The sequence below is a fragment of the Candidatus Fukatsuia symbiotica genome, from assembly GCF_003122425.1.
Classification (GTDB): domain Bacteria; phylum Pseudomonadota; class Gammaproteobacteria; order Enterobacterales; family Enterobacteriaceae; genus Fukatsuia; species Fukatsuia symbiotica.
The window spans coordinates 506,116-523,764 of the sequence record NZ_CP021659.1 but is presented as its reverse complement, the minus strand read 5'-3'; the positions used below and the strand labels follow the sequence as shown (position 1 = coordinate 523,764).

The 17,649-nt window shown below is 45.0% G+C and carries 22 protein-coding genes; 6 read left to right on the top strand and 16 right to left on the bottom strand.

Annotation, left to right across the window (positions count from 1 at the left end):
- Positions 1–244: 244 nt before the first annotated feature.
- The 3 genes from CCS41_RS02390 to CCS41_RS02380 form a co-directional block, all read right to left on the bottom strand.
- Complete coding sequence (locus CCS41_RS02390; RefSeq protein ID WP_275887674.1) at positions 245–1,168, bottom strand: Rpn family recombination-promoting nuclease/putative transposase; 924 nt, start codon at positions 1,166–1,168, stop codon at positions 245–247.
- A gap of 111 nt (positions 1,169–1,279) precedes the next feature.
- Positions 1,280–1,900 (bottom strand): lambda exonuclease family protein, encoded by a 621-nt coding sequence (locus CCS41_RS02385; RefSeq protein WP_119797704.1) that lies wholly within the window; start codon positions 1,898–1,900, stop codon positions 1,280–1,282.
- Positions 1,901–2,050: 150 nt separating this feature from the next.
- Positions 2,051–2,869, bottom strand: a complete 819-nt coding sequence (locus CCS41_RS02380) for a group II intron maturase-specific domain-containing protein (RefSeq protein ID WP_119797149.1) — start codon at positions 2,867–2,869, stop codon at positions 2,051–2,053.
- Positions 2,870–3,044: 175 nt separating this feature from the next.
- Between CCS41_RS02380 and CCS41_RS02370 the strand changes: the two genes are divergently transcribed.
- The 5 genes from CCS41_RS02370 to rsmJ all read left to right on the top strand — a co-directional run bounded on the left by CCS41_RS02370 (position 3,045) and on the right by rsmJ (position 8,587).
- Positions 3,045–4,226 (top strand): recombinase family protein, encoded by a 1,182-nt coding sequence (locus CCS41_RS02370; RefSeq protein ID WP_205411463.1) that lies wholly within the window; start codon positions 3,045–3,047, stop codon positions 4,224–4,226.
- Complete coding sequence (locus tag CCS41_RS15940; protein WP_205411462.1) at positions 4,166–4,723, top strand: hypothetical protein; 558 nt, start codon at positions 4,166–4,168, stop codon at positions 4,721–4,723. Before CCS41_RS02370 ends, CCS41_RS15940 begins: the two co-directional genes overlap by 61 nt.
- A complete protein-coding gene (locus tag CCS41_RS02365; RefSeq protein ID WP_119797147.1) occupies positions 4,671–5,357 on the top strand; it encodes a group II intron maturase-specific domain-containing protein in 687 nt (228 codons plus the stop codon). Before CCS41_RS15940 ends, CCS41_RS02365 begins: the two co-directional genes overlap by 53 nt.
- Before the next feature lie 251 nt (positions 5,358–5,608).
- Positions 5,609–7,672: an oligopeptidase A gene (gene prlC / locus CCS41_RS02360; protein ID WP_072551144.1), complete on the top strand. Its 2,064-nt coding sequence runs from the start codon at positions 5,609–5,611 to the stop codon at positions 7,670–7,672.
- Positions 7,673–7,843: 171 nt separating this feature from the next.
- Positions 7,844–8,587: a 16S rRNA (guanine(1516)-N(2))-methyltransferase RsmJ gene (gene rsmJ, locus CCS41_RS02355; protein WP_072551145.1), complete on the top strand. Its 744-nt coding sequence runs from the start codon at positions 7,844–7,846 to the stop codon at positions 8,585–8,587.
- A 139-nt stretch (positions 8,588–8,726) separates the two neighbouring features.
- Here the strand turns inward: rsmJ and CCS41_RS02350 are convergent, their stop codons facing one another.
- From CCS41_RS02350 to CCS41_RS02305, 13 genes are all read right to left on the bottom strand, one after another.
- Positions 8,727–9,785, bottom strand: coding sequence for a site-specific integrase (locus CCS41_RS02350; protein ID WP_072551146.1), 1,059 nt, complete (start codon positions 9,783–9,785; stop codon positions 8,727–8,729).
- Positions 9,760–9,990 carry an excisionase gene (locus CCS41_RS02345; RefSeq protein ID WP_072551147.1) on the bottom strand — a complete coding sequence of 77 codons (231 nt, stop codon included), beginning with the start codon at positions 9,988–9,990 and terminating at the stop codon, positions 9,760–9,762. Before CCS41_RS02345 ends, CCS41_RS02350 begins: the two co-directional genes overlap by 26 nt.
- A 261-nt stretch (positions 9,991–10,251) precedes the next feature.
- The gene (locus tag CCS41_RS02340) at positions 10,252–10,449 is read right to left on the bottom strand and encodes a hypothetical protein (RefSeq protein ID WP_119797146.1); all 198 of its coding nucleotides are present in this window, start codon (positions 10,447–10,449) and stop codon (positions 10,252–10,254) included.
- A gap of 104 nt (positions 10,450–10,553) precedes the next feature.
- On the bottom strand, positions 10,554–10,697 hold the full coding sequence (locus tag CCS41_RS15510; RefSeq protein ID WP_162859960.1) for a hypothetical protein: 144 nt from the start codon (positions 10,695–10,697) through the stop codon (positions 10,554–10,556).
- Positions 10,698–10,708: 11 nt separating this feature from the next.
- A complete protein-coding gene (locus CCS41_RS02335) occupies positions 10,709–11,347 on the bottom strand; it encodes a helix-turn-helix transcriptional regulator (protein WP_240313814.1) in 639 nt (212 codons plus the stop codon).
- A 399-nt stretch (positions 11,348–11,746) separates the two neighbouring features.
- On the bottom strand, positions 11,747–12,010 hold the full coding sequence (locus CCS41_RS02330) for a helix-turn-helix transcriptional regulator (protein ID WP_119797145.1): 264 nt from the start codon (positions 12,008–12,010) through the stop codon (positions 11,747–11,749).
- A 167-nt stretch (positions 12,011–12,177) separates the two neighbouring features.
- The gene (locus CCS41_RS16300; RefSeq protein ID WP_240313813.1) at positions 12,178–12,561 is read right to left on the bottom strand and encodes a phage antirepressor KilAC domain-containing protein; all 384 of its coding nucleotides are present in this window, start codon (positions 12,559–12,561) and stop codon (positions 12,178–12,180) included.
- A gap of 27 nt (positions 12,562–12,588) precedes the next feature.
- Positions 12,589–12,942, bottom strand: a complete 354-nt coding sequence (locus CCS41_RS16295; protein ID WP_240313812.1) for a Rha family transcriptional regulator — start codon at positions 12,940–12,942, stop codon at positions 12,589–12,591.
- Positions 12,943–13,302: 360 nt separating this feature from the next.
- Positions 13,303–14,247: an Rpn family recombination-promoting nuclease/putative transposase gene (locus tag CCS41_RS02320; RefSeq protein WP_119797144.1), complete on the bottom strand. Its 945-nt coding sequence runs from the start codon at positions 14,245–14,247 to the stop codon at positions 13,303–13,305.
- A gap of 219 nt (positions 14,248–14,466) precedes the next feature.
- Positions 14,467–14,736 (bottom strand): hypothetical protein, encoded by a 270-nt coding sequence (locus CCS41_RS16290; RefSeq protein WP_240313811.1) that lies wholly within the window; start codon positions 14,734–14,736, stop codon positions 14,467–14,469.
- Positions 14,737–14,739: 3 nt separating this feature from the next.
- Complete coding sequence (locus tag CCS41_RS02315) at positions 14,740–15,894, bottom strand: SIR2 family protein (RefSeq protein WP_240313810.1); 1,155 nt, start codon at positions 15,892–15,894, stop codon at positions 14,740–14,742.
- Positions 15,895–16,035: 141 nt separating this feature from the next.
- Positions 16,036–16,656 carry a lambda exonuclease family protein gene (locus CCS41_RS02310; RefSeq protein ID WP_119797703.1) on the bottom strand — a complete coding sequence of 207 codons (621 nt, stop codon included), beginning with the start codon at positions 16,654–16,656 and terminating at the stop codon, positions 16,036–16,038.
- 150 nt (positions 16,657–16,806) lie between these two features.
- Positions 16,807–17,151, bottom strand: coding sequence for a group II intron maturase-specific domain-containing protein (locus CCS41_RS02305; RefSeq protein ID WP_240313809.1), 345 nt, complete (start codon positions 17,149–17,151; stop codon positions 16,807–16,809).
- 90 nt (positions 17,152–17,241) lie between these two features.
- Here CCS41_RS02305 and CCS41_RS02300 point away from each other — a divergent pair, with 90 nt between their 5' ends.
- A complete protein-coding gene (locus tag CCS41_RS02300; protein WP_240313808.1) occupies positions 17,242–17,622 on the top strand; it encodes a transposase in 381 nt (126 codons plus the stop codon).
- Positions 17,623–17,649 lie beyond the last annotated feature (27 nt).

Sequence of the window (17,649 nt, the reverse complement as noted above, 5' to 3'; positions counted from 1 at the left end):
CAGTAAATATTATTTAATATCAATATATTAGTGTAAATTTTTACAATCAACTTATACGGCCCCTGCTATAGTTTTATTGAAGGCGTATAGTTGTTCACTATCTGACCATTACACGCTATGGGCGTAAAAAAACCGCACTACTTGCGTATGCGGTATTGGTTAGGCGTGTTCAACATCTACAATGAACATTCCCTGTGGCTGGAGCATTGTTCAGCCTGTTCAAGTAACGGGCACTACAACACAGTTAATGTAGCGAGGTGCCAAGATCCTGGTCAGAAAGACCAGTATATTTTTTAATCGTATCTCTATCTGCTCCGTCATCACGAAGTTTTTTAGCAAATTCTAGGGCAGCTTGTTTTTTCCCCTGTTGCATGCCCTGTTGCATGCCCTGTTGCATGCCTTCCTCACGGCCCTCTCTTCTCAAGTCTTGTGCAATCGTCATGATGTCCTCACTGTAAGTCGGTGCGTGCTCCACAATCGTTTTGAAAAATTGCGGTGTATCCGCTGTTTTTCCTCTCTGAGCAATATAATACATTAATGTCTTAACCAGTTCACTCTCTGTATAACCCGTATTCAGTAAATGTGCAATAGACTGACTTATCACTATGATATCACGCGCATAAATGTGCTTTTGTACTAATTCAAGAAGAGCAACACTGCGGTGAGTCAAGATTTCTTCATCGGGTATCGTGGTCACATCCACCAAAGGAAAAGGCTGAGAATAGACTCTTTGTGCTAAGTCTCTGTCAGCAAAACAATCCAGCCAATCCATACTGTAGGGATAAGGGCTTGTTTCTCCATGATAAAAGAGGATCGGTATTACCACCGGCAACTCGTCATGGCCTTGGTCAAGATGCTGTTGCATGATGGGAATACTGTAGCGGAACAAGCGGAAAGCCATTAATTTTTTTGGCGTGCTTTGATGTTCGATGAGACAATGAATGTAGCAACGCTTACCCTCCTTCGTTTTGAGTGAATAAACAATGTCAGAATAATGTTGTCTCAAATTCGGCTCAATGAATGAACCCGGTTCGATCTTCAACGTAGAAAAATCGCATTGCTCCTTGATTTCAGGCGGTAAGTGGAACTGTAGGAAATCACGGGCAACGTTAACATTGCTCATGCACTTCCTAAATGTTGCATCATGTGGGTTCGGTACCTGAGGCACGGCGCAATCTCCCTGTGATTATTCTCTACAATGTGGCGTTGATATTATCGACAGGCAACTCTACGCGTATTTCATCCGCTAAACGATCACTTTTTTTCAGTGGCGTTATCTTCATGCCACTTTTCCATACGTTTTAATCTGTTCGATTTCATCTTCAAGTTCCTGCAGAAATTTTCGCACTTCGGTTTCAATTTCCTTGCCCAGCGCTTCATCAAAGTGAATGCGCTTTTTGAAGTAGGCTAATGTGTCAGGCAGTCGATTGTCATAACTGACAAAGTCACACCATCGACGCCCCGTACACAGCATTTGTGCGTGCATTTGCAGGCGGTATTTTTTTTCTGGTTCACCTGTTCTTATCGTTTTCAGATGCGTCCAGGTTTTGGGGCATTTAATCTCGATCAGGCCATCCTCATTAACCAATCCGTCGGGACTGGCCGCAAACCCCTCAATAGTGGGGTGGTCGACGAGACCGACCTCCGTGACCTCTACTGCAAATTCACGCAAGATGTAAGCCTCACGGGCGACGGGTTCCAGTGCCGTCCCGTGCTTCATATCGAGCGTGACAAAGGTGTCTCCCCGTTTCCCCGTCAGACGCTGGCAAATCAGCTCGGCCCTGTATTTTTTTCGCGTTGCGGCATCGCCGGTTTTGACTTTTGCCATCACCTCTGCCAATTTGCTGGCCGTCACTTTGCCGCTTCTTGCAGCAAACCAGGCTTCTGTTCGTTGTTCCATTTTTACCTCGATAAATTGTCTTGTCATCAAAACGGAGAACCCCTCGTAGAGTAGGTCTCTGGTTTGACATCATCTCCCCAGCGACCTCTCGTCAAACCGTGCTTGCAGTTTTCCCGCACACGGCTTTCCGACTGTCTTCTTTCCACAGCGTTACGACGGCACAGGTCGGGCATACCGACTCCCTTCATCTCCGGTTACGGACAGGCTGTACAGCTTAAACAGCCCGTGGTAATCGTAGAACCAGGACGACGGGTGGTCCCTCCACCCCTTACCCCGTTTCTTGTGCTTCTTCCGCAACATGATGCAGAGTGTCCATATCGTGTAATTCGCTATGCTCAAGAAATGCTTCCTTGAATTACCTGTCTTGAAGTAATTCCCCCATCCGCGAAGAATCGGGTTTACCTTTTCTTTCACCAATGTGGGCCAATCCCAGTGCTGCCCTTTTCGGACAACATCACGGATTTTCTGCTTAACAGACTTCATAGCCTTGGGAGTCGGATAGTAAAAGGTCTTCAACTCGCCCGTCACTTTCGATGGTTGAACTGCGAACCTGTGACCTAGAAAGTCAAACGGCTCTTTCATGGCATTAACTATCCACGTTTTCTTGGCATTAAGCGTCAACCCAAGTCGGTCTAAGACTTTCTTGGCCTGATCCAGATAAAACTCCGGGCGCTTGCTGCACAAAATCACAAAATCGTCGGCATATCGCACGATATGAGCATCATGCGGACGTTTACCGAACGCCTTTTTCTCCCACGTCGAATCAAGCCAGTGCAGGTAGAGATTAGCGAGCAAGGGAGAAATTACTCCGCAAACAATAGTGCAAACTTTCGCGTAAGCTGGGGCCTGCGTTTTCACCGGCGCTGCCTCAAGTCTGGTCATCCGGATGGGAGCATCACTGAGTTTTCCCTCGTTATTGAGACTGATAACGGCACACGGAGTGACCCTCAGCAATGAAACCGAAGCCATTTTCACAACACGTACGTATCACTTTCGAGCCCAGCCGGTTTTCTGACGACCAGCTGACGGATGTTTATGAACAGCTGACTCCCGTTAACCACCACGTGCTTACCCCTCACGACCAGGCCCAGGCCAAACCTCACCGGGCTCCTGCCCGCTCAACCGCTAGACGGAGCAAAATGTTATGAACAAGGCACTGGTCGCACTCTACGCCCGCGTTTCTTCCGGGCAACAGGTAAAAAATGGCACCATCGGCAGTCAGCTTGCAGCAATCAAGGACCGCATCCGTGAGGACGGCCACGTGTTGCCTGACGCCATGCTCTTTATCGATGATGGTGTCAGCGGTGCTACACTTATCCGCCCGCAACTAGAGCGCCTGAGGGACTACGCGGCGGCAGGCGATATTGAATGCCTGTACATCCTGTCGCCCGACAGGCTAGCCCGTAAATACGCCTATCAGGCTCTGCTGATGGAAGAGTTCAGCGCCTGCGGCGTGGAGGTTATCTTTATCTGTCACACCCCCGGCGACACGCCGGAAGACATGATGCTTCTGCAGATGCAGGGGATGTTTGCTGAATATGAGCGGGCAAAGATTATGGAGCGCAACCGGCGTGGTAAGCTTCACGGTGCACGCTGTGGTAATGTCGGTGTCCTTTCCGGTGCACCTTACGGTTATCGGTATATCCGCAGGCAGCCGGACGGGACACCCGCACAGTATATTGTCAACCTTCATGAAGCCTCCGTGGTCAGGAAGATATTTAGTTGGGCTGGCATAGAGCGCCTGAGTCTAGGCGGTGTGGTCAGACGTCTGGCTGAGAAAGGCATAGAAAGCGCCACCGGCAAACCCGGCTGGGACCGCAGTACGGTATGGGGCATGTTAAAGAACCCCGCTTACAAAGGACTTGCTGTGTTCGGAAAAACGAAAAACTGCGCCCCCCGTCCCCGGGTGAGAGCAGCGCGCAACAGTGCAGATATCCTCAAGAACGGTTATTCAGTAATACGAAGTAAGCCGGATGACGGCATCGGGATCCCTGTGCCTGCCATCATCAACAGCGCTCTTTTCTTGACGGTCAACGAACAGCTGGAAGAAAACCGCCGACATGCACGACAGGGGCGCCGGGGAGCCGCTTATCTCTTACAGGGGCTGACTGTGTGCGGCCACTGTCGCTATGCGTATTATGGCAAAAAAGTCAGTAAATCTGCGGCAAAAGGGGGGCGCAGTATTCTTATTACCACTGTACTGGGACGGATGCTTACCGCTTTGGGGGCATTCGGGTGTGTGACAATAAACAGGTCAGGACATCCATGCTGGATGAAACGGTCTGGGCACAGGTCATTGCGCTGCTGTCTGAGCCGGAACGGCTGAAAAAAGAATATGAGCAGCGTCTAACGCAGGCGTCAGAGCACAGTGGACAGACCGCAGATGCTGAGCGTCTGAAAAAGCAAGAAAATCAGCTAAACGTGGGGCGGTCCCGATTGATTGATAGTTTTGCCGAAGGGCTGATTGGCAAAACAGACTTTGAACCACGGATCAGAGTGATGACGCTCAGGCTGGCGGAACTTGCGCGCCAGAGAGTGAAGGTGAAACAGGCCACAGAGAACCAGCATGAGTTGCTGCTACTGGTTAACCGGGTGGAGGATTTTGCTGCTGCGGTCACGGAACGCCTGAATACGGACGATTTTCTGATGAAGCGAGAAATTCTGCGTGCGCTGGTGAAACGGATAGAAATTTATCGTGATGAAATTGTGGTGGTTTTTCGGGTGAATCCCGGTAATGATACCAGCCTAGAAGCAGGATCAGACAAAACATATGGCAGAAGTTTGCCAGATTGTTTGCGGAGTAATTTCTCCCTTGCTCGCTAATCTCTACCTGCACTGGCTTGATTCGACGTGGGAGAAAAAGGCGTTCGGTAAACGTCCGCATGATGCTCATATCGTGCGATATGCCGACGATTTTGTGATTTTGTGCAGCAAGCGCCCGGAGTTTTATCTGGATCAGGCCAAGAAAGTCTTAGACCGACTTGGGTTGACGCTTAATGCCAAGAAAACGCGGATAGTTAATGCCATGAAAGAGCCGTTTGACTTTCTAGGTCACAGGTTCGCAGTTCAACCATCGAAAGTGACGGGCGAGTTGAAGACCTTTTACTATCCGACTCCCAAGGCTATGAAGTCTGTTAAGCAGAAAATCCGTGATGTTGTCCGAAAAGGGCAGCACTGGGATTGGCCCACATTGGTGAAAGAAAAGGTAAACCCGATTCTTCGCGGATGGGGGAATTACTTCAAGACAGGTAATTCAAGGAAGCATTTCTTGAGCATAGCGAATTACACGATATGGACACTCTGCATCATGTTGCGGAAGAAGCACAAGAAACGGGGTAAGGGGTGGAGGGACCACCCGCCGTCCTGGTTCTACGATTACCACGGGCTGTTTAAGCTGTACAGCCTGTCCGTAACCGGAGATGAAGGGAGTCGGTATGCCCGACCTGTGCCGTCGTAACGCTGTGGAAAGAAGACAGTCGGAAAGCCGTGTGCGGGAAAACTGCAAGCACGGTTTGACGAGAGGTCGCTGGGGAGATGATGTCAAACCAGAGACCTACTCTACAGAACCAAGTACCTTTGCGCAACCTAAAAGCAATTTAGCACTGGTTCGAAATCGTCATGTGTGACGCTCAGACGTTGCTTCGACTGTGTAACCCCTGGTGACGGCGCTAGTCGCTGTCTGACTCAAACAATGATTAGGATCACCCGATGACAAACCCGCTGTTGACTGCCTTTTCCCTGCCACCTTTTTCGGCCATTCGCCCTGAACATATTGTGTCTGCAGTGCAAGTGGCACTAAAAGAATGTCGACAATCGGTAGAAAGAGTGCTCGCACAGCAAGAGCCCTTTACTTGGGATAACCTTTGTCAGCCGCTAGCTGAATCTGATGATCGACTCGCACGTATCTGGTCGCCAATTAGTCATCTAAATGCGGTACAAAACAGTCCGCAATTACGGGCAGCCTATGAACAAAGTCTGCCGTTGTTATCCGAATTTAGTACGTGGTTAGGACAGCACAAAGGGCTATATCAGGCCTATCTTAACTTGCAGGCAGGATCGCATTTTGCCAAGCTGAACACGGCTCAGCGCACTGCCATTGAAAATACACTGCGTGATTTCAAACTATCGGGGATTGGTTTAGCCGCAGAGCAACAGAAACACTACGGTGAAATCGTCGCTCGATTGTCTGAACTGGGTTCTGCCTATAGTAATAACGTGCTTGATGCCACCATGGGCTGGAGCAAATTGATTACCGATGTTAAGCAATTACATGGCTTGCCAGAAAGCGCCCTGGCGGCAGCAAAAGCGATGGCTGAAGCTAAACAACAAGAAGGTTGGTTGTTAACACTCGATATGCCAAGTTATCTACCAGTGCTAACCTATGCGGATAACGCACAATTGCGGCAGGAAGTGTATTATGCCTACTCAACACGTGCATCCGATCAAGGGCCACACGCCGGCCAATGGGATAACAGCACTATCATGGAAGAAATACTGGCACTGCGTCACCAACTGGCACAGCTTCTGGGCTTCGTTAACTATGCGGATAAATCGCTGGCAACCAAAATGGCGGAAAATCCGCAAAAAGTACTGAATTTCTTAAATGATCTGGCAAAACGTGCCCGCCCACAGGCAGAACGAGAACTGGCTCAGCTACAAGCTTTTGCCAAACAGTATTATGGTATCGACGAACTGGCCGCCTGGGATATCACTTATTATTCCGAAAAACAAAAACAGCACTTATTTTCAATCAATGATGAACAATTACGGCCGTATTTTCCTGTAGGATCTGTGTTAAAGGGCCTCTTTGAAGTGGTAAGACGTATTTATGGCATTGAGGTCAAAGAGCGCCATGACGTTGATACCTGGCATTCAGAGGTACGTTTTTTCGATCTATTTGATGCTAATGGAGAGCTCTCTGGCAGCTTCTACCTTGATCTCTACGCACGTGAAAACAAACGTGGCGGTGCCTGGATGGATGACTGTACAAGCAGCCTACGCTTGGCTAACGGCAAACATCAAAAACCGGTGGCTTATCTGACCTGTAATTTTAACCCCGCGGTGGGTGATCAACCGGCGTTGTTTACACATGATGAAGTCACAACCCTGTTCCATGAATTTGGTCACGGCTTACATCATATGCTGACTAAAATTGATATTGCGGGTGTATCCGGTATCAGCGGTGTGCCTTGGGACGCGGTGGAACTACCTAGCCAGTTTATGGAAAACTGGTGTTGGGAATCGCACGCACTGGCATTTATCTCCGGTCATTATCAAACTCAGGAGCCATTGCCAGAAAAGATGCTAGATAAGTTACTGGCAGCGAAAAATTATCAGGCAGCGCTATTTATCTTGCGTCAACTGGAATTTGGTTTATTCGATTTCCGTATGCATTGTGAATATGATACTGCTAAGGGCGCACAAATTCTCCCAACACTGTATGAAGTAAAAAAACGGGTAGCCGTTGTCCCTTCACCTATCTGGAGTCGCTTCCCACATGCTTTCAGTCATATTTTTGCCGGAGGGTATGCAGCGGGTTATTACAGTTATTTATGGGCAGAAGTGTTATCAGCGGATGCTTTTTCTCGTTTTGAGGAAGAAGGTATTTTTAACGCGACAACCGGTCAATCTTTTCTCGATAACATCTTGTCTCGAGGAGGATCAGAAGACCCCATGCTCTTATTCAAACGTTTTCGTGGGAGAGAACCACAATTGGACGCCATGTTACGTCACTATGGTATTCAAAAAGAGGATGTCGTGCCTAGGGTCTAAAAGACGGTTCCAAATCTTTTTCGCTGTGCTTAGAAAAGGAAAAAATGGGCGAAAAAGCGCAGTTTATTCTTTGTATACAAGAGTCTAAGGGAGAAAATGAGCATTTTGAGCTCATTTCTGACGAAGTATCAGCGAGTATAAGAGATTTCTAACAGGCTCTAAGCCATACCTATGAATATTTGTTTACAGTATGAGGCAGGTAGCGATCCCAAAGCTCTATCGGCTCTGGCTGAACGTTGGGATCTGACCGATGACAACCAAACGGCTATGGCGCTGATTTTAACATCTGAACGCCTTGAACTGCGTAAAAGAGATGAAGCCAAACTTGGCGGGATCTATGTTGATTTTGCTTCCGGTACCATGACACATCGTCGCCGTTTTGGTGGAGGGCGTGGTGAAGCGATCGCCAAGGCGATAGGTATTAAAAAAAGCTACCTACCAACGGTGGTAGATGCAACCGCAGGGCTGGGAAGGGATGCTTTTTTACTGGCGGCACTAGGTTGTAACGTACAGATGCTAGAACGTCATCCGGTAGTCGCTGCGCTATTGGATGACGGTTTACAACGGGGCTACCAAAATGCTGAAATTGGTTCTTGGTTACGTGAACGCATGACGCTACTACACACATCCAGCCTTACGTCTTTGGCTAGCATCCTACCACGACCTGATGTGGTATATCTTGATCCAATGTATCCTCACCGGCGAAAAAGTGCGTTGGTAAAAAAAGAAATGCGTGTTTTTCAGTCGCTGGTTGGGACAGATGACGATGCTGATGGTTTATTGGCTCCTGCTCGTGAGTTAGCTGTCAAACGGGTAGTGGTTAAACGTCCTAGTTACGCACAACCCTTAGCGGGTGTCGTAGCGCAAGCGGCGATTACGACTAAAAATCATCGCTTTGATCTTTATTTCACATAGTGCGAGTATTTTATTTATGATAAAAATCAATAAATTAAAAACAAAAAGTCACAATCGATCGAAATTAGGTCAAAATGCCGAGTGGATTAATTTCATCTTTTAACGTCTGACTCGATAGCTCAAAAGATAATAATTAGTGTCAAATTTCGTCCCACTCACTCCCTCTGCTATCACGATATTTATCCGTCATGGCAGAGGATTTGTGTCCCAGTAATTTTTGTGCAAAATCCTTACTGTTAGCTTCACTATGCAGCCTCGCTGATAAACTTCTGATTTCATGAAATGAAGGCGGTGTTCCTTGCCATTTCAAGCCTGATTGTTCTCGTAAGTCTGTAAATCCTTGTGACAATCTTTTAGGATTGAGGTGAGTTTTTTTCTTCCATATAAATACGTACTCTTCACCCCTTATTTGTTGTCGACAATCAGCGAGAACACCTTCAAGGTTCTTGTCAATCACTTCCAGACTCAAGGTTAAGGGTATCGCCAGTTTCATCCCTGTCTTCTGTTGCTCTACCCACCATTTTCCATCATGAATATCTTGCCATTTCATTCTCTGAATATCCCCTACTCGCTGACCCGTAAGTAAGGCCAAGTCCATGCTTAAACCTATCCACGGCTGCCGTTGGTTTGCTGCCTCTCTGATCACAAGAAACTCTTCCAGTGATAAACGTTCTCGCTGTATCTGTACGCGAGGATTCTTCGTCGCTGTAGCCGGATTGGTTGCCAAATGCCCTTCTGCAATGGCTTCATTAAACATATCGATCAACAAGCTGCGGATTAATTTTGCACTGGCGGTTTTCCCTTGATCGCTGTAACTATTTAAAAATTCAGCAATGTCTTTGGTGGTAAGGGTATTCAATGTACTATCAGGAAAAGCCTGGGTGATGGCCGTTAATCTTGATTGGTAGTCTGTGAGTGTCTTAGGACGAAGACCACGTTGATGCAATTTTTCCTTAAATCTGGCTACCCATTCCGTCACCGACAGCGTATTAACCTCGTTGATCCTGTCTACTAAGCTATGACGTCGGTCAAAAATCTGCATATTCATGGCGATCGCTTCGTTGACCGCCACGCGTTTTACGCTCCCTACGCCGTATTCCTTGCCCGTCCGTGGGTCTCGATAGCAATAGTAGCCATTATTACGGACATACAAATTAGGGGGTAGGTCTCGGTTAGCCGGTTTTCTTTTGCGTGCCATGATACAGTCTCTCCATTAAGTGCTTTCCGGCGTAACTGGCGGGTTTTGTGGGGTCAATCTTCACGGCATTAGCGTTAACAAGGTATTCTCTGCCATCGAGCCGTGGTGGCGGTTGGATGACACCTGAGCGTACCCATCGGCGTACTTGTTCCATGCAACGCGGGCGAGGCTGGTTTTGATTCCATTGCTTGAGGCTGATTTCCATCGCAGCGCTTTCCTTATCAACGTTAAAAATGTCATGACCTCGTCCGTGTTTTAGACAGAAGAGTCATGGAGGGTCATGTGGATAAATTTATTTCAAGAATAAAAAATAATGACAGGCTCTCTCTGCTAAGAGAAAGCTGTCAGTGATGAAAATAAAGGAAGGGAGAATAAATATAAATAAACGCGGATAATAGCAATAATAACGCGTCGTTGTGCTTAGAAAGCCTATTATTACAATATCATGATGACGGTCGACTCCTTTTTAATTTTTCAATGTGGCAATCATCGTGTCTTGAGCTATTTCACCATAATGGTCGACAAGGTATTGAGCGAAATGAGCTGCAGTGATTTTATACTCAGAGTGAGCACTGATAGATGCGGCAAAGGTTTCAAGTTTTTGGTAGAGGGTTGCGCCAATATAAACCATCTCTGACGGTTCTTTCATCACTTTTTGTAACATAATGCTTCCTTTTTTTAGAGATAACATGTAAGCACTCCACTTGTATTGACAAGATGAAGCCCTACGTTAAACGCATTCTTTTTCGAAGAAGCAATAAAATGGTTTTATGGTAATCGATGTTTAAGCTTTTTTTTCTTCTTGAACCAAAGCCTTAATCGATTAAACCAATTTTTATTTTCATTTCGCTTAGCTTCCAAGACCTTATCTTTTAACGCTCGTTTTCTCGCTCTGCTCTGTCTGTTGCTCATAAGAAAATCTCCTACTCAATACACTGTATCCCAGGACGTATAAACGCGTGGGGAACAGTGCGGTCAAAGCCGGTTTGATGACAAAAATGTTTAAAGTCTCGCAATGAATGCACTTTCGCTTTTTGGTATAGAATACGAATTCTATTTTCTATTGTGCGATGAGAACGTGCCAATTTTTTACCTATTTCCTTGGCACTCATCGTGCGTAATAAATAAAAGACTATCCTCAGTTCAGATTGTGTGAAGAGATTCGAGGGCGGTTCCAATAATAGCGTGGCAGTCAGCTTGTCCACGTAGTGTGGCAGTGAAATAATAGCCAGTTTTCTGCCATAAAAAACGGTGCCGATGCATTTCTTTCTTTTATTATGCAACGGAAAAGTTTCGTATAAATAAGGTTGCAGTTTCTGTTCACGATCAAAAAAATGCGTTTTAATGAGGGTAATTTTTTGCCCGCTTTTTATAACCTCTCTTTCCAATTTTTGAGTTATTAAAGAAAATTCTGCAATACACGTAGGAAGTTCATCATCACGCCGCCCTATCACATCAAATCCTTGTGGCAAATTGAAAAAGTCAAAAAAAGCACGATTGGTATAAATAAACCGTGAGTCACAGTTTTTTATTCCCCAAACATCTTGACTATTTTCCATCATTTGATGTCAGAGACAATGAACGTAACGACAAGTTAATCTTATTCATAAATTATTCTATGAGTTTTTTTTTGTTTTTTTTCGTGCACATGAGTCGCGAATAAAATAGATAACCGATATTAAAATAAGCGGGGCTAATAGGATGAGAAAAGGCACCGTCATCCAGAATACAACGTTTTCAATCACGGGATTGTTCATCACGGTTTCTCCTTTGAAGTAACATCGGCTTTTGCGTTAAAAATGCGCCTTTTTTCCAATGCAGATTGGAACGTATTAATTACTTAAGCCAGATAATGCTAAAGGGAATAAACAGGATGCCGTAGGTGCCTTAAAGGCACCTATGCTCCTTTTTTATTTTGTAGTACGGGTTTGCTGTTGCTATTTAACAGAACCAGAGTCCGTTCATTTTACACATTGCTGCAAAGCAAACAGCACAAGACGCACATGGAAGATAGTGAGTAGACCATGAAGTGAACGAGGCTCAAATTTGATTTTTGCCGCCTCCAGGGTCTGTTTCACAACTTTGTATGAGATTGATCGCAATTCTGAAATTTCTTTTTGTGACACGCCCAAAGAGAACAGCATCGCCGTTTCAAATTGCACCGGTGTTAATTCAGGAAACACTTCCCGTAATTCAGGAAATTGGGTAATATCGATGTTAGCCATTGTAGCCTCCCATGAGGTTATGGTGGTTAGCTGACAGGGGTGGTTCGAGCCACCTCTGTTAGCGCTAGGGTTAAGTGATATAAAACGGTGATTGCGTCACCGTCGCTATTTGCAACTTGTTGTAGCTATTTATTTTTTCATGGTGAGTGACTCCGTGGGTTTATGATTTATGACGCAATATTGAGTTCTTTGGTGTGTGTAAATTGCCCGTCCCAATGGGTTTTCATTGGCAACTTATTTTTGCGGTAGAGGTCAAATAATCGGATTGCGCCCTTGCGCAATAAAACCGGTTGGTACTTGATAAAGTCATCACCGTTATGAATGCTGATTTTATGTTGATGTTCCGTTAAATATCGGTCACGCGCATAAGAGGTTGCACGCCACCGGGTATGGGATTTACTTTCGTTATAAAGCCAATTCCTTTCTGCCAAACAGTGATTAATCTGTTGTGTGTTAATACCGTTGAGCATTTTGCAAAACTGAGTGGTCGTTATTCCTTCCTTAAACAGGTTCTTCAACTCCTGTAATTCCGCTTCCTGTTCTTTGTTCACTAAAACTAACCTGGTTTTTTCACGAAACTATTCTGCCCATGCTATAGCCGCAACAGGGGGGTCTTCGAAATTAGGTAATATGCAGACAGGCCGCGTTGCTTTCTCTTCCAGCTCTCGCCAGCGAGTGGCGACTCTATGGCGAAATTGAATACTGTAACCCATGACCAGTGTCATGGTTAAATCCTGGTCAAGCAAATACTCTTGATAGGTGCGACCACTGGTGTCTTTATAATCAGCCGAAAACTCGGCCGATTGAATGTTGATCGATTCGAACATTTTGCGACAATCATCGAGAACATGTTTATGCTGTTTACCCGTTAGTCGAGCAATTTCACGGCTAGACATTTTTACCTGTTGATAGATAGTGATGACATTTGACATGGAGAATTCCTTGCAAGTGAATTGCGATTAATGACCTCCGGTACGTTACCGGAGCGGAAGATTAATTAAGCTTTGATGTTGCGTCAGCGGGGGTTGGGCTTTGCTTCTATTAACAAAATTAACGAATACCATCCCATCTTTGAAACAGTCACAAAGACGGCAGGCTAAAGGTGAATTTAGTTTTATTGAAGGTGTATAATTGCTCACTATCTGACCCATAACACACTATGGGCGTAAAAAAACCGCACTACTTGCGTATGCGGCATTCGCTAGTTAAAGGTATTTAACACCTTTAACGAAATATTCCCCGAGGCTGAATCATCATTCAGCCCGTCCGGGTATAGCAGGTGTTAAGACACCTTAATGTAGCAATACTTCAATATCTTCAATATCTTGGTCAGAAAGTCCAGTAGATGTTTTAACCAAAGCCCTATCCACACCATTCTTAAGAAGCGCTTTGGCAATTTCTGTGTTTCTTTCCTGACGTCCCTGTTGCATGCCCTGTTGCATGCCCTGTTGCATGCCCTGTTGCATGCCTTCCTCGCGGCCCTCTCTTCTCAGGTCTTGTGCAATCGTCATGATGTCCTCACTGTAAGTCGGTGCGTGCTCCACAATCGTTTTGAAAAATTGCGGTGTATCCGCTGTTTTTCCTCTCTGAGCAATATAATACATTAATGTCTTAACCAGTTCACTCTCTGTATAACCCGTATTCAGTAAATGTGCAATAGACTGACTTATCACTATGATATCACGCGCATAAATGTGCTTTTGTACTAATTCAAGAAGAGCAACACTGCGGTGAGTCAAGATTTCTTCATCGGGTATCGTGGTCACATCCACCAAAGGAAAAGGCTGAGAATAGACTCTTTGTGCTAAGTCTCTGTCAGCAAAACAATCCAGCCAATCCATACTGTAGGGATAAGGGCTTGTTTCTCCATGATAAAAGAGGATCGGTATTACCACCGGCAACTCGTCATGGCCTTGGTCAAGATGCTGTTGCATGATGGGAATACTGTAGCGGAACAAGCGGAAAGCCATTAATTTTTTTGGCGTGCTTTGATGTTCGATGAGACAATGAATGTAGCAACGCTTACCCTCCTTCGTTTTGAGTGAATAAACAATGTCAGAATAATGTTGTCTCAAATTCGGCTCAATGAATGAACCCGGTTCGATCTTCAACGTAGAAAAATCGCATTGCTCCTTGATTTCAGGCGGTAAGTGGAACTGTAGGAAATCACGGGCAACGTTAACATTGCTCATGCACTTCCTAAATGTTGCATCATGTGGGTTCGGTACCTGAGGCACGGCGCAATCTCCCTGTGATTATTCTCTACAATGTGGCGTCGATATTATCGACAGGCAACTCTACGCGTATTTCATCCGGTAGACGATCACTTTTTTCAGTGGCGTTATCTTCATGCCACTTTTCCATAGGGTTTTAATGCTCAACGGGCGCTTTGGATTTGACTTGATATCTTATAATCATAAAGACACAGTAATCTACGGTAAGGCGTCTCATTTTTTTTAGGATAATAAATGTTCTCTCACTTCGTTGAGTGGGATCTGGTCACGATATACGCTATAAATGATACAATTTTCTTTTCTAGCGTCAGAGATAGCGTTATCACATAAAATGGCGCGTAGGGAGGTAGGGCTATTTTTACAGATTTGCTCTATACGTTGAAAATGTTCATTGACTTTTTTAAGTTGTTGTGCTTTTAAACAGTCAACATTATCCAGAAAAGAACAAATAGCGCTAAATGCAAAAACAGAAAAAAACGGGTTAGATTGCATTTTTTATTTATTCAATGACTCTACCATTTTACCCTTCGCCTCATCAATGATACTGAAATAATTTTGCCTCATCTCAGATTTCGTTTGAAATTCATAGGAGAGGGTTTTTTCTGAACCAACAGCAATAACCCTCTCCTCATTTTTTAGATCGTCGATGTTTTCCGTTATTTTTACCTTAATTTCTCCGCCGCTTATTATTGTGTTCCATACTTTTTGTACTTTCCTGATATCCCTTGCTGAGACAGGAAGAACAAGACGAGACAGGGCGTCATAAATCGCTTTATAGTTATCCGTTTTGATTTTATTGATCCGTATCGTTGCCATACCTTCTATTTCTATGTCATGTTCAGTGATGTCTATCGAGTCAGTCCCTTTCTGATATTCAATCAATAAAAAATTCTCACGAATTCTCTTCGCTAATTCAGTGTTCACATTCACATAGGAAAACACCGTTTTAAGTAAATATTTAATATTTTGGTCGCTTATGCTATAACCTATAAATACTATGGGATTATGGATAAATAAAGAAAGCAGGTGAGACCTGATTAATTCGTATTTATTATTAAAATGGGCATAGTCTTCATGCGTTATGATGATATTGCAAGGGTCTTGGGCACACCCGTGAATTTTGTAAACTGACCCGTAGGGATTACTGAGTAATATGTCATTTCCTATTAATGGGGTAAAATTAAAAAACTTCTCTATCAATCCATCGTAGTGGGTTGTTATAACAGAACCCATATTTTTCCTTGCTTTAATCAGGTCACTGATTTCTTCCTGCCGCTCTTCTCTTATCTTCAATTGAGAGAATAGGGATGAAATGTATATTTTAAATCGACTTAATTTAATATTTTTTTTCATGTTTTCATAAAAAACAGTATTAATCTCTTTAAATTTACCGTCTCTCTCTTTAGATAAATGTTGATTAAATTCTTCTTCTAATTTTGTCGCCAGGCGATCAAAGTGACAAACACCAGATAGCATACAGGACGCTTTGAGATCATAATAGAATTCAGCATTGTCGGTTAACTCCAAGGAAATCTTTGATAATAGCCCATCCCAGCTATAGGCATTTTTAAGGTAACGTAAGCTAAAGCCGGTACCTATAAACAGAACGGGGTGGTTTTTATAATGACTGATAAATTCTTGAATATTCATGTCGATTTTTAGCGTTGACAGAGGGAATATTTATTAGCGAAATTTTCGCTAAACACCTATTTGGGTTGTCGTTTAATGACCTTTCAGACAATATGATGACCTCTTTGGAAACATAGGATCAGAGGGATGAAGACACCCTCTTCATGCTACCCGCCCATAGGTTTTAATCTGTTCGATTTCACGTTCAAGTTCCTGCAGAAATTTTCGCACTTCGGTTTCAATTTCCTTGCCCAGCGCTTCATCAAAGTGAATGCGCTTTTTGAAGTAGGCTAATGTGTCAGGTAGTCGATTGTCATAACTGACAAAGTCACACCATCGACGCCCCGTACACAGCATTTGTGCGTGCATTTGCAGGCGGTATTTTTTTTCTGGTTCACCTGTTCTTATCGTTTTCAGATGCGTCCAGGTTTTGGGGCATTTAATCTCGATCAGGCCATCCTCATTAACCAATCCGTCGGGACTGGCCGCAAACCCCTCAATAGTGGGGTGGTCGACGAGACCGACCTCCGTGACCTCTACTGCAAATTCACGCAAGATGTAAGCCTCACGGGCGACGGGTTCCAGTGCCGTCCCGTGCTTCATATCGAGCGTGACAAAGGTGTCTCCCCGTTTCCCCGTCAGACGCTGGCAAATCAGCTCGGCCCTGTATTTTTTTCGCGTTGCGGCATCGCCGGTTTTGACTTTTGCCATCACCTCTGCCAATTTGCTGGCCGTCACTTTGCCGCTTCTTGCAGCAAACCAGGCTTCTGTTCGTTGTTCCATTTTTACCTCGATAAATTGTCTTGTCATCAAAACGGAGAACCCCTCGTAGAGTAGGTCTCTGGTTTGACATCATCTCCCCAGCGACCTCTCGTCAAACCGTGCTTGCAGTTTTCCCGCACACGGCTTTCCGACTGTCTTCTTTCCACAGCGTTACGACGGCACAGGTCGGGCATACCGACTCCCTTCATCTCCGGTTACGGACAGGCTGTACAGCTTAAACAGCCCGTGGTAATCGTAGAACCAGGACGGCGGGTGGTCCCTCCACCCCTTACCCCGTTTCTTGTGCTTCTTCCGCAACATGATGCAGAGTGTCCATATCGTGTAATTCGCTATGCTCAAGAAATGCTTCCTTGAATTACCTGTCTTGAAGTAATTCCCCCATCCGCGAAGAATCGGGTTTACCTTTTCTTTCACCAATGTGGGCCAATCCCAGTGCTGCCCTTTTCGGACAACATCACGGATTTTCTGCTTAACAGATACCGTCTTGCCCATCATGATGGGCAAGACGGTATCTGTGGTACCCCGATAATTTACGTGGATGAAAGCGGTTTTTCCCATGATATGCCGCGTCTTTATGGTTATTGAGTGAAAGGTAAGCGCTGTTACGGCCAACACGATTGGCATGCCAAAGCGCGTACTAACGTCATTGGCGCCCAGCTTAACGGAAAATTAACCACGGTTTGTACCTTCGACTGCCATATCAACAGCGATATTTTTTATGCCTGGGTCACCCAAGATTTACTGCCAAAATCCCCTCCAGGCGCGGTCCTTGTGATGGATAATGTGAGTTTCCATAAACGCCAAGACATCCAGTCTGCTAGACAGAAAGCCGGCTTTATTCTGGAATATCTTCCTACTTATTCTCCTGATATGAACTCCATTGAGCACAAATGGGCTCAAGCTAAAGCCCTTCGCAGAAAGCGGCAATGTGATATCGATACCTTGTTTTCTGACCCTTTATTTTAAATCAATTTATACTGCCTATGCCATACC

What these genes read in the sequence shown, in the direction of transcription:
- CCS41_RS02385 (WP_119797704.1), bottom strand. Translation starts at nt 1,900, where the DNA reads ATGGAACAACGAACAGAAGCCTGGTTTGCTGCAAGAAGCGGCAAAGTG.
- CCS41_RS02380 (WP_119797149.1), bottom strand. Translation starts at nt 2,869, where the DNA reads ATGGCTTCGGTTTCATTGCTGAGGGTCACTCCGTGTGCCGTTATCAGT.
- CCS41_RS02370 (WP_205411463.1), top strand. Translation starts at nt 3,045, where the DNA reads ATGAACAAGGCACTGGTCGCACTCTACGCCCGCGTTTCTTCCGGGCAA.
- CCS41_RS15940 (WP_205411462.1), top strand. Translation starts at nt 4,166, where the DNA reads ATGCTGGATGAAACGGTCTGGGCACAGGTCATTGCGCTGCTGTCTGAG.
- CCS41_RS02365 (WP_119797147.1), top strand. Translation starts at nt 4,671, where the DNA reads ATGGCAGAAGTTTGCCAGATTGTTTGCGGAGTAATTTCTCCCTTGCTC.
- prlC (WP_072551144.1), top strand. Translation starts at nt 5,609, where the DNA reads ATGACAAACCCGCTGTTGACTGCCTTTTCCCTGCCACCTTTTTCGGCC.
- rsmJ (WP_072551145.1), top strand. Translation starts at nt 7,844, where the DNA reads ATGAATATTTGTTTACAGTATGAGGCAGGTAGCGATCCCAAAGCTCTA.
- CCS41_RS02350 (WP_072551146.1), bottom strand. Translation starts at nt 9,785, where the DNA reads ATGGCACGCAAAAGAAAACCGGCTAACCGAGACCTACCCCCTAATTTG.
- CCS41_RS02345 (WP_072551147.1), bottom strand. Translation starts at nt 9,990, where the DNA reads ATGGAAATCAGCCTCAAGCAATGGAATCAAAACCAGCCTCGCCCGCGT.
- CCS41_RS02340 (WP_119797146.1), bottom strand. Translation starts at nt 10,449, where the DNA reads ATGTTACAAAAAGTGATGAAAGAACCGTCAGAGATGGTTTATATTGGC.
- CCS41_RS15510 (WP_162859960.1), bottom strand. Translation starts at nt 10,697, where the DNA reads ATGAGCAACAGACAGAGCAGAGCGAGAAAACGAGCGTTAAAAGATAAG.
- CCS41_RS02335 (WP_240313814.1), bottom strand. Translation starts at nt 11,347, where the DNA reads ATGATGGAAAATAGTCAAGATGTTTGGGGAATAAAAAACTGTGACTCA.
- CCS41_RS02330 (WP_119797145.1), bottom strand. Translation starts at nt 12,010, where the DNA reads ATGGCTAACATCGATATTACCCAATTTCCTGAATTACGGGAAGTGTTT.
- CCS41_RS16295 (WP_240313812.1), bottom strand. Translation starts at nt 12,942, where the DNA reads ATGTCAAATGTCATCACTATCTATCAACAGGTAAAAATGTCTAGCCGT.
- CCS41_RS16290 (WP_240313811.1), bottom strand. Translation starts at nt 14,736, where the DNA reads ATGCAATCTAACCCGTTTTTTTCTGTTTTTGCATTTAGCGCTATTTGT.
- CCS41_RS02315 (WP_240313810.1), bottom strand. Translation starts at nt 15,894, where the DNA reads ATGAATATTCAAGAATTTATCAGTCATTATAAAAACCACCCCGTTCTG.
- CCS41_RS02310 (WP_119797703.1), bottom strand. Translation starts at nt 16,656, where the DNA reads ATGGAACAACGAACAGAAGCCTGGTTTGCTGCAAGAAGCGGCAAAGTG.
- CCS41_RS02305 (WP_240313809.1), bottom strand. Translation starts at nt 17,151, where the DNA reads ATGATGGGCAAGACGGTATCTGTTAAGCAGAAAATCCGTGATGTTGTC.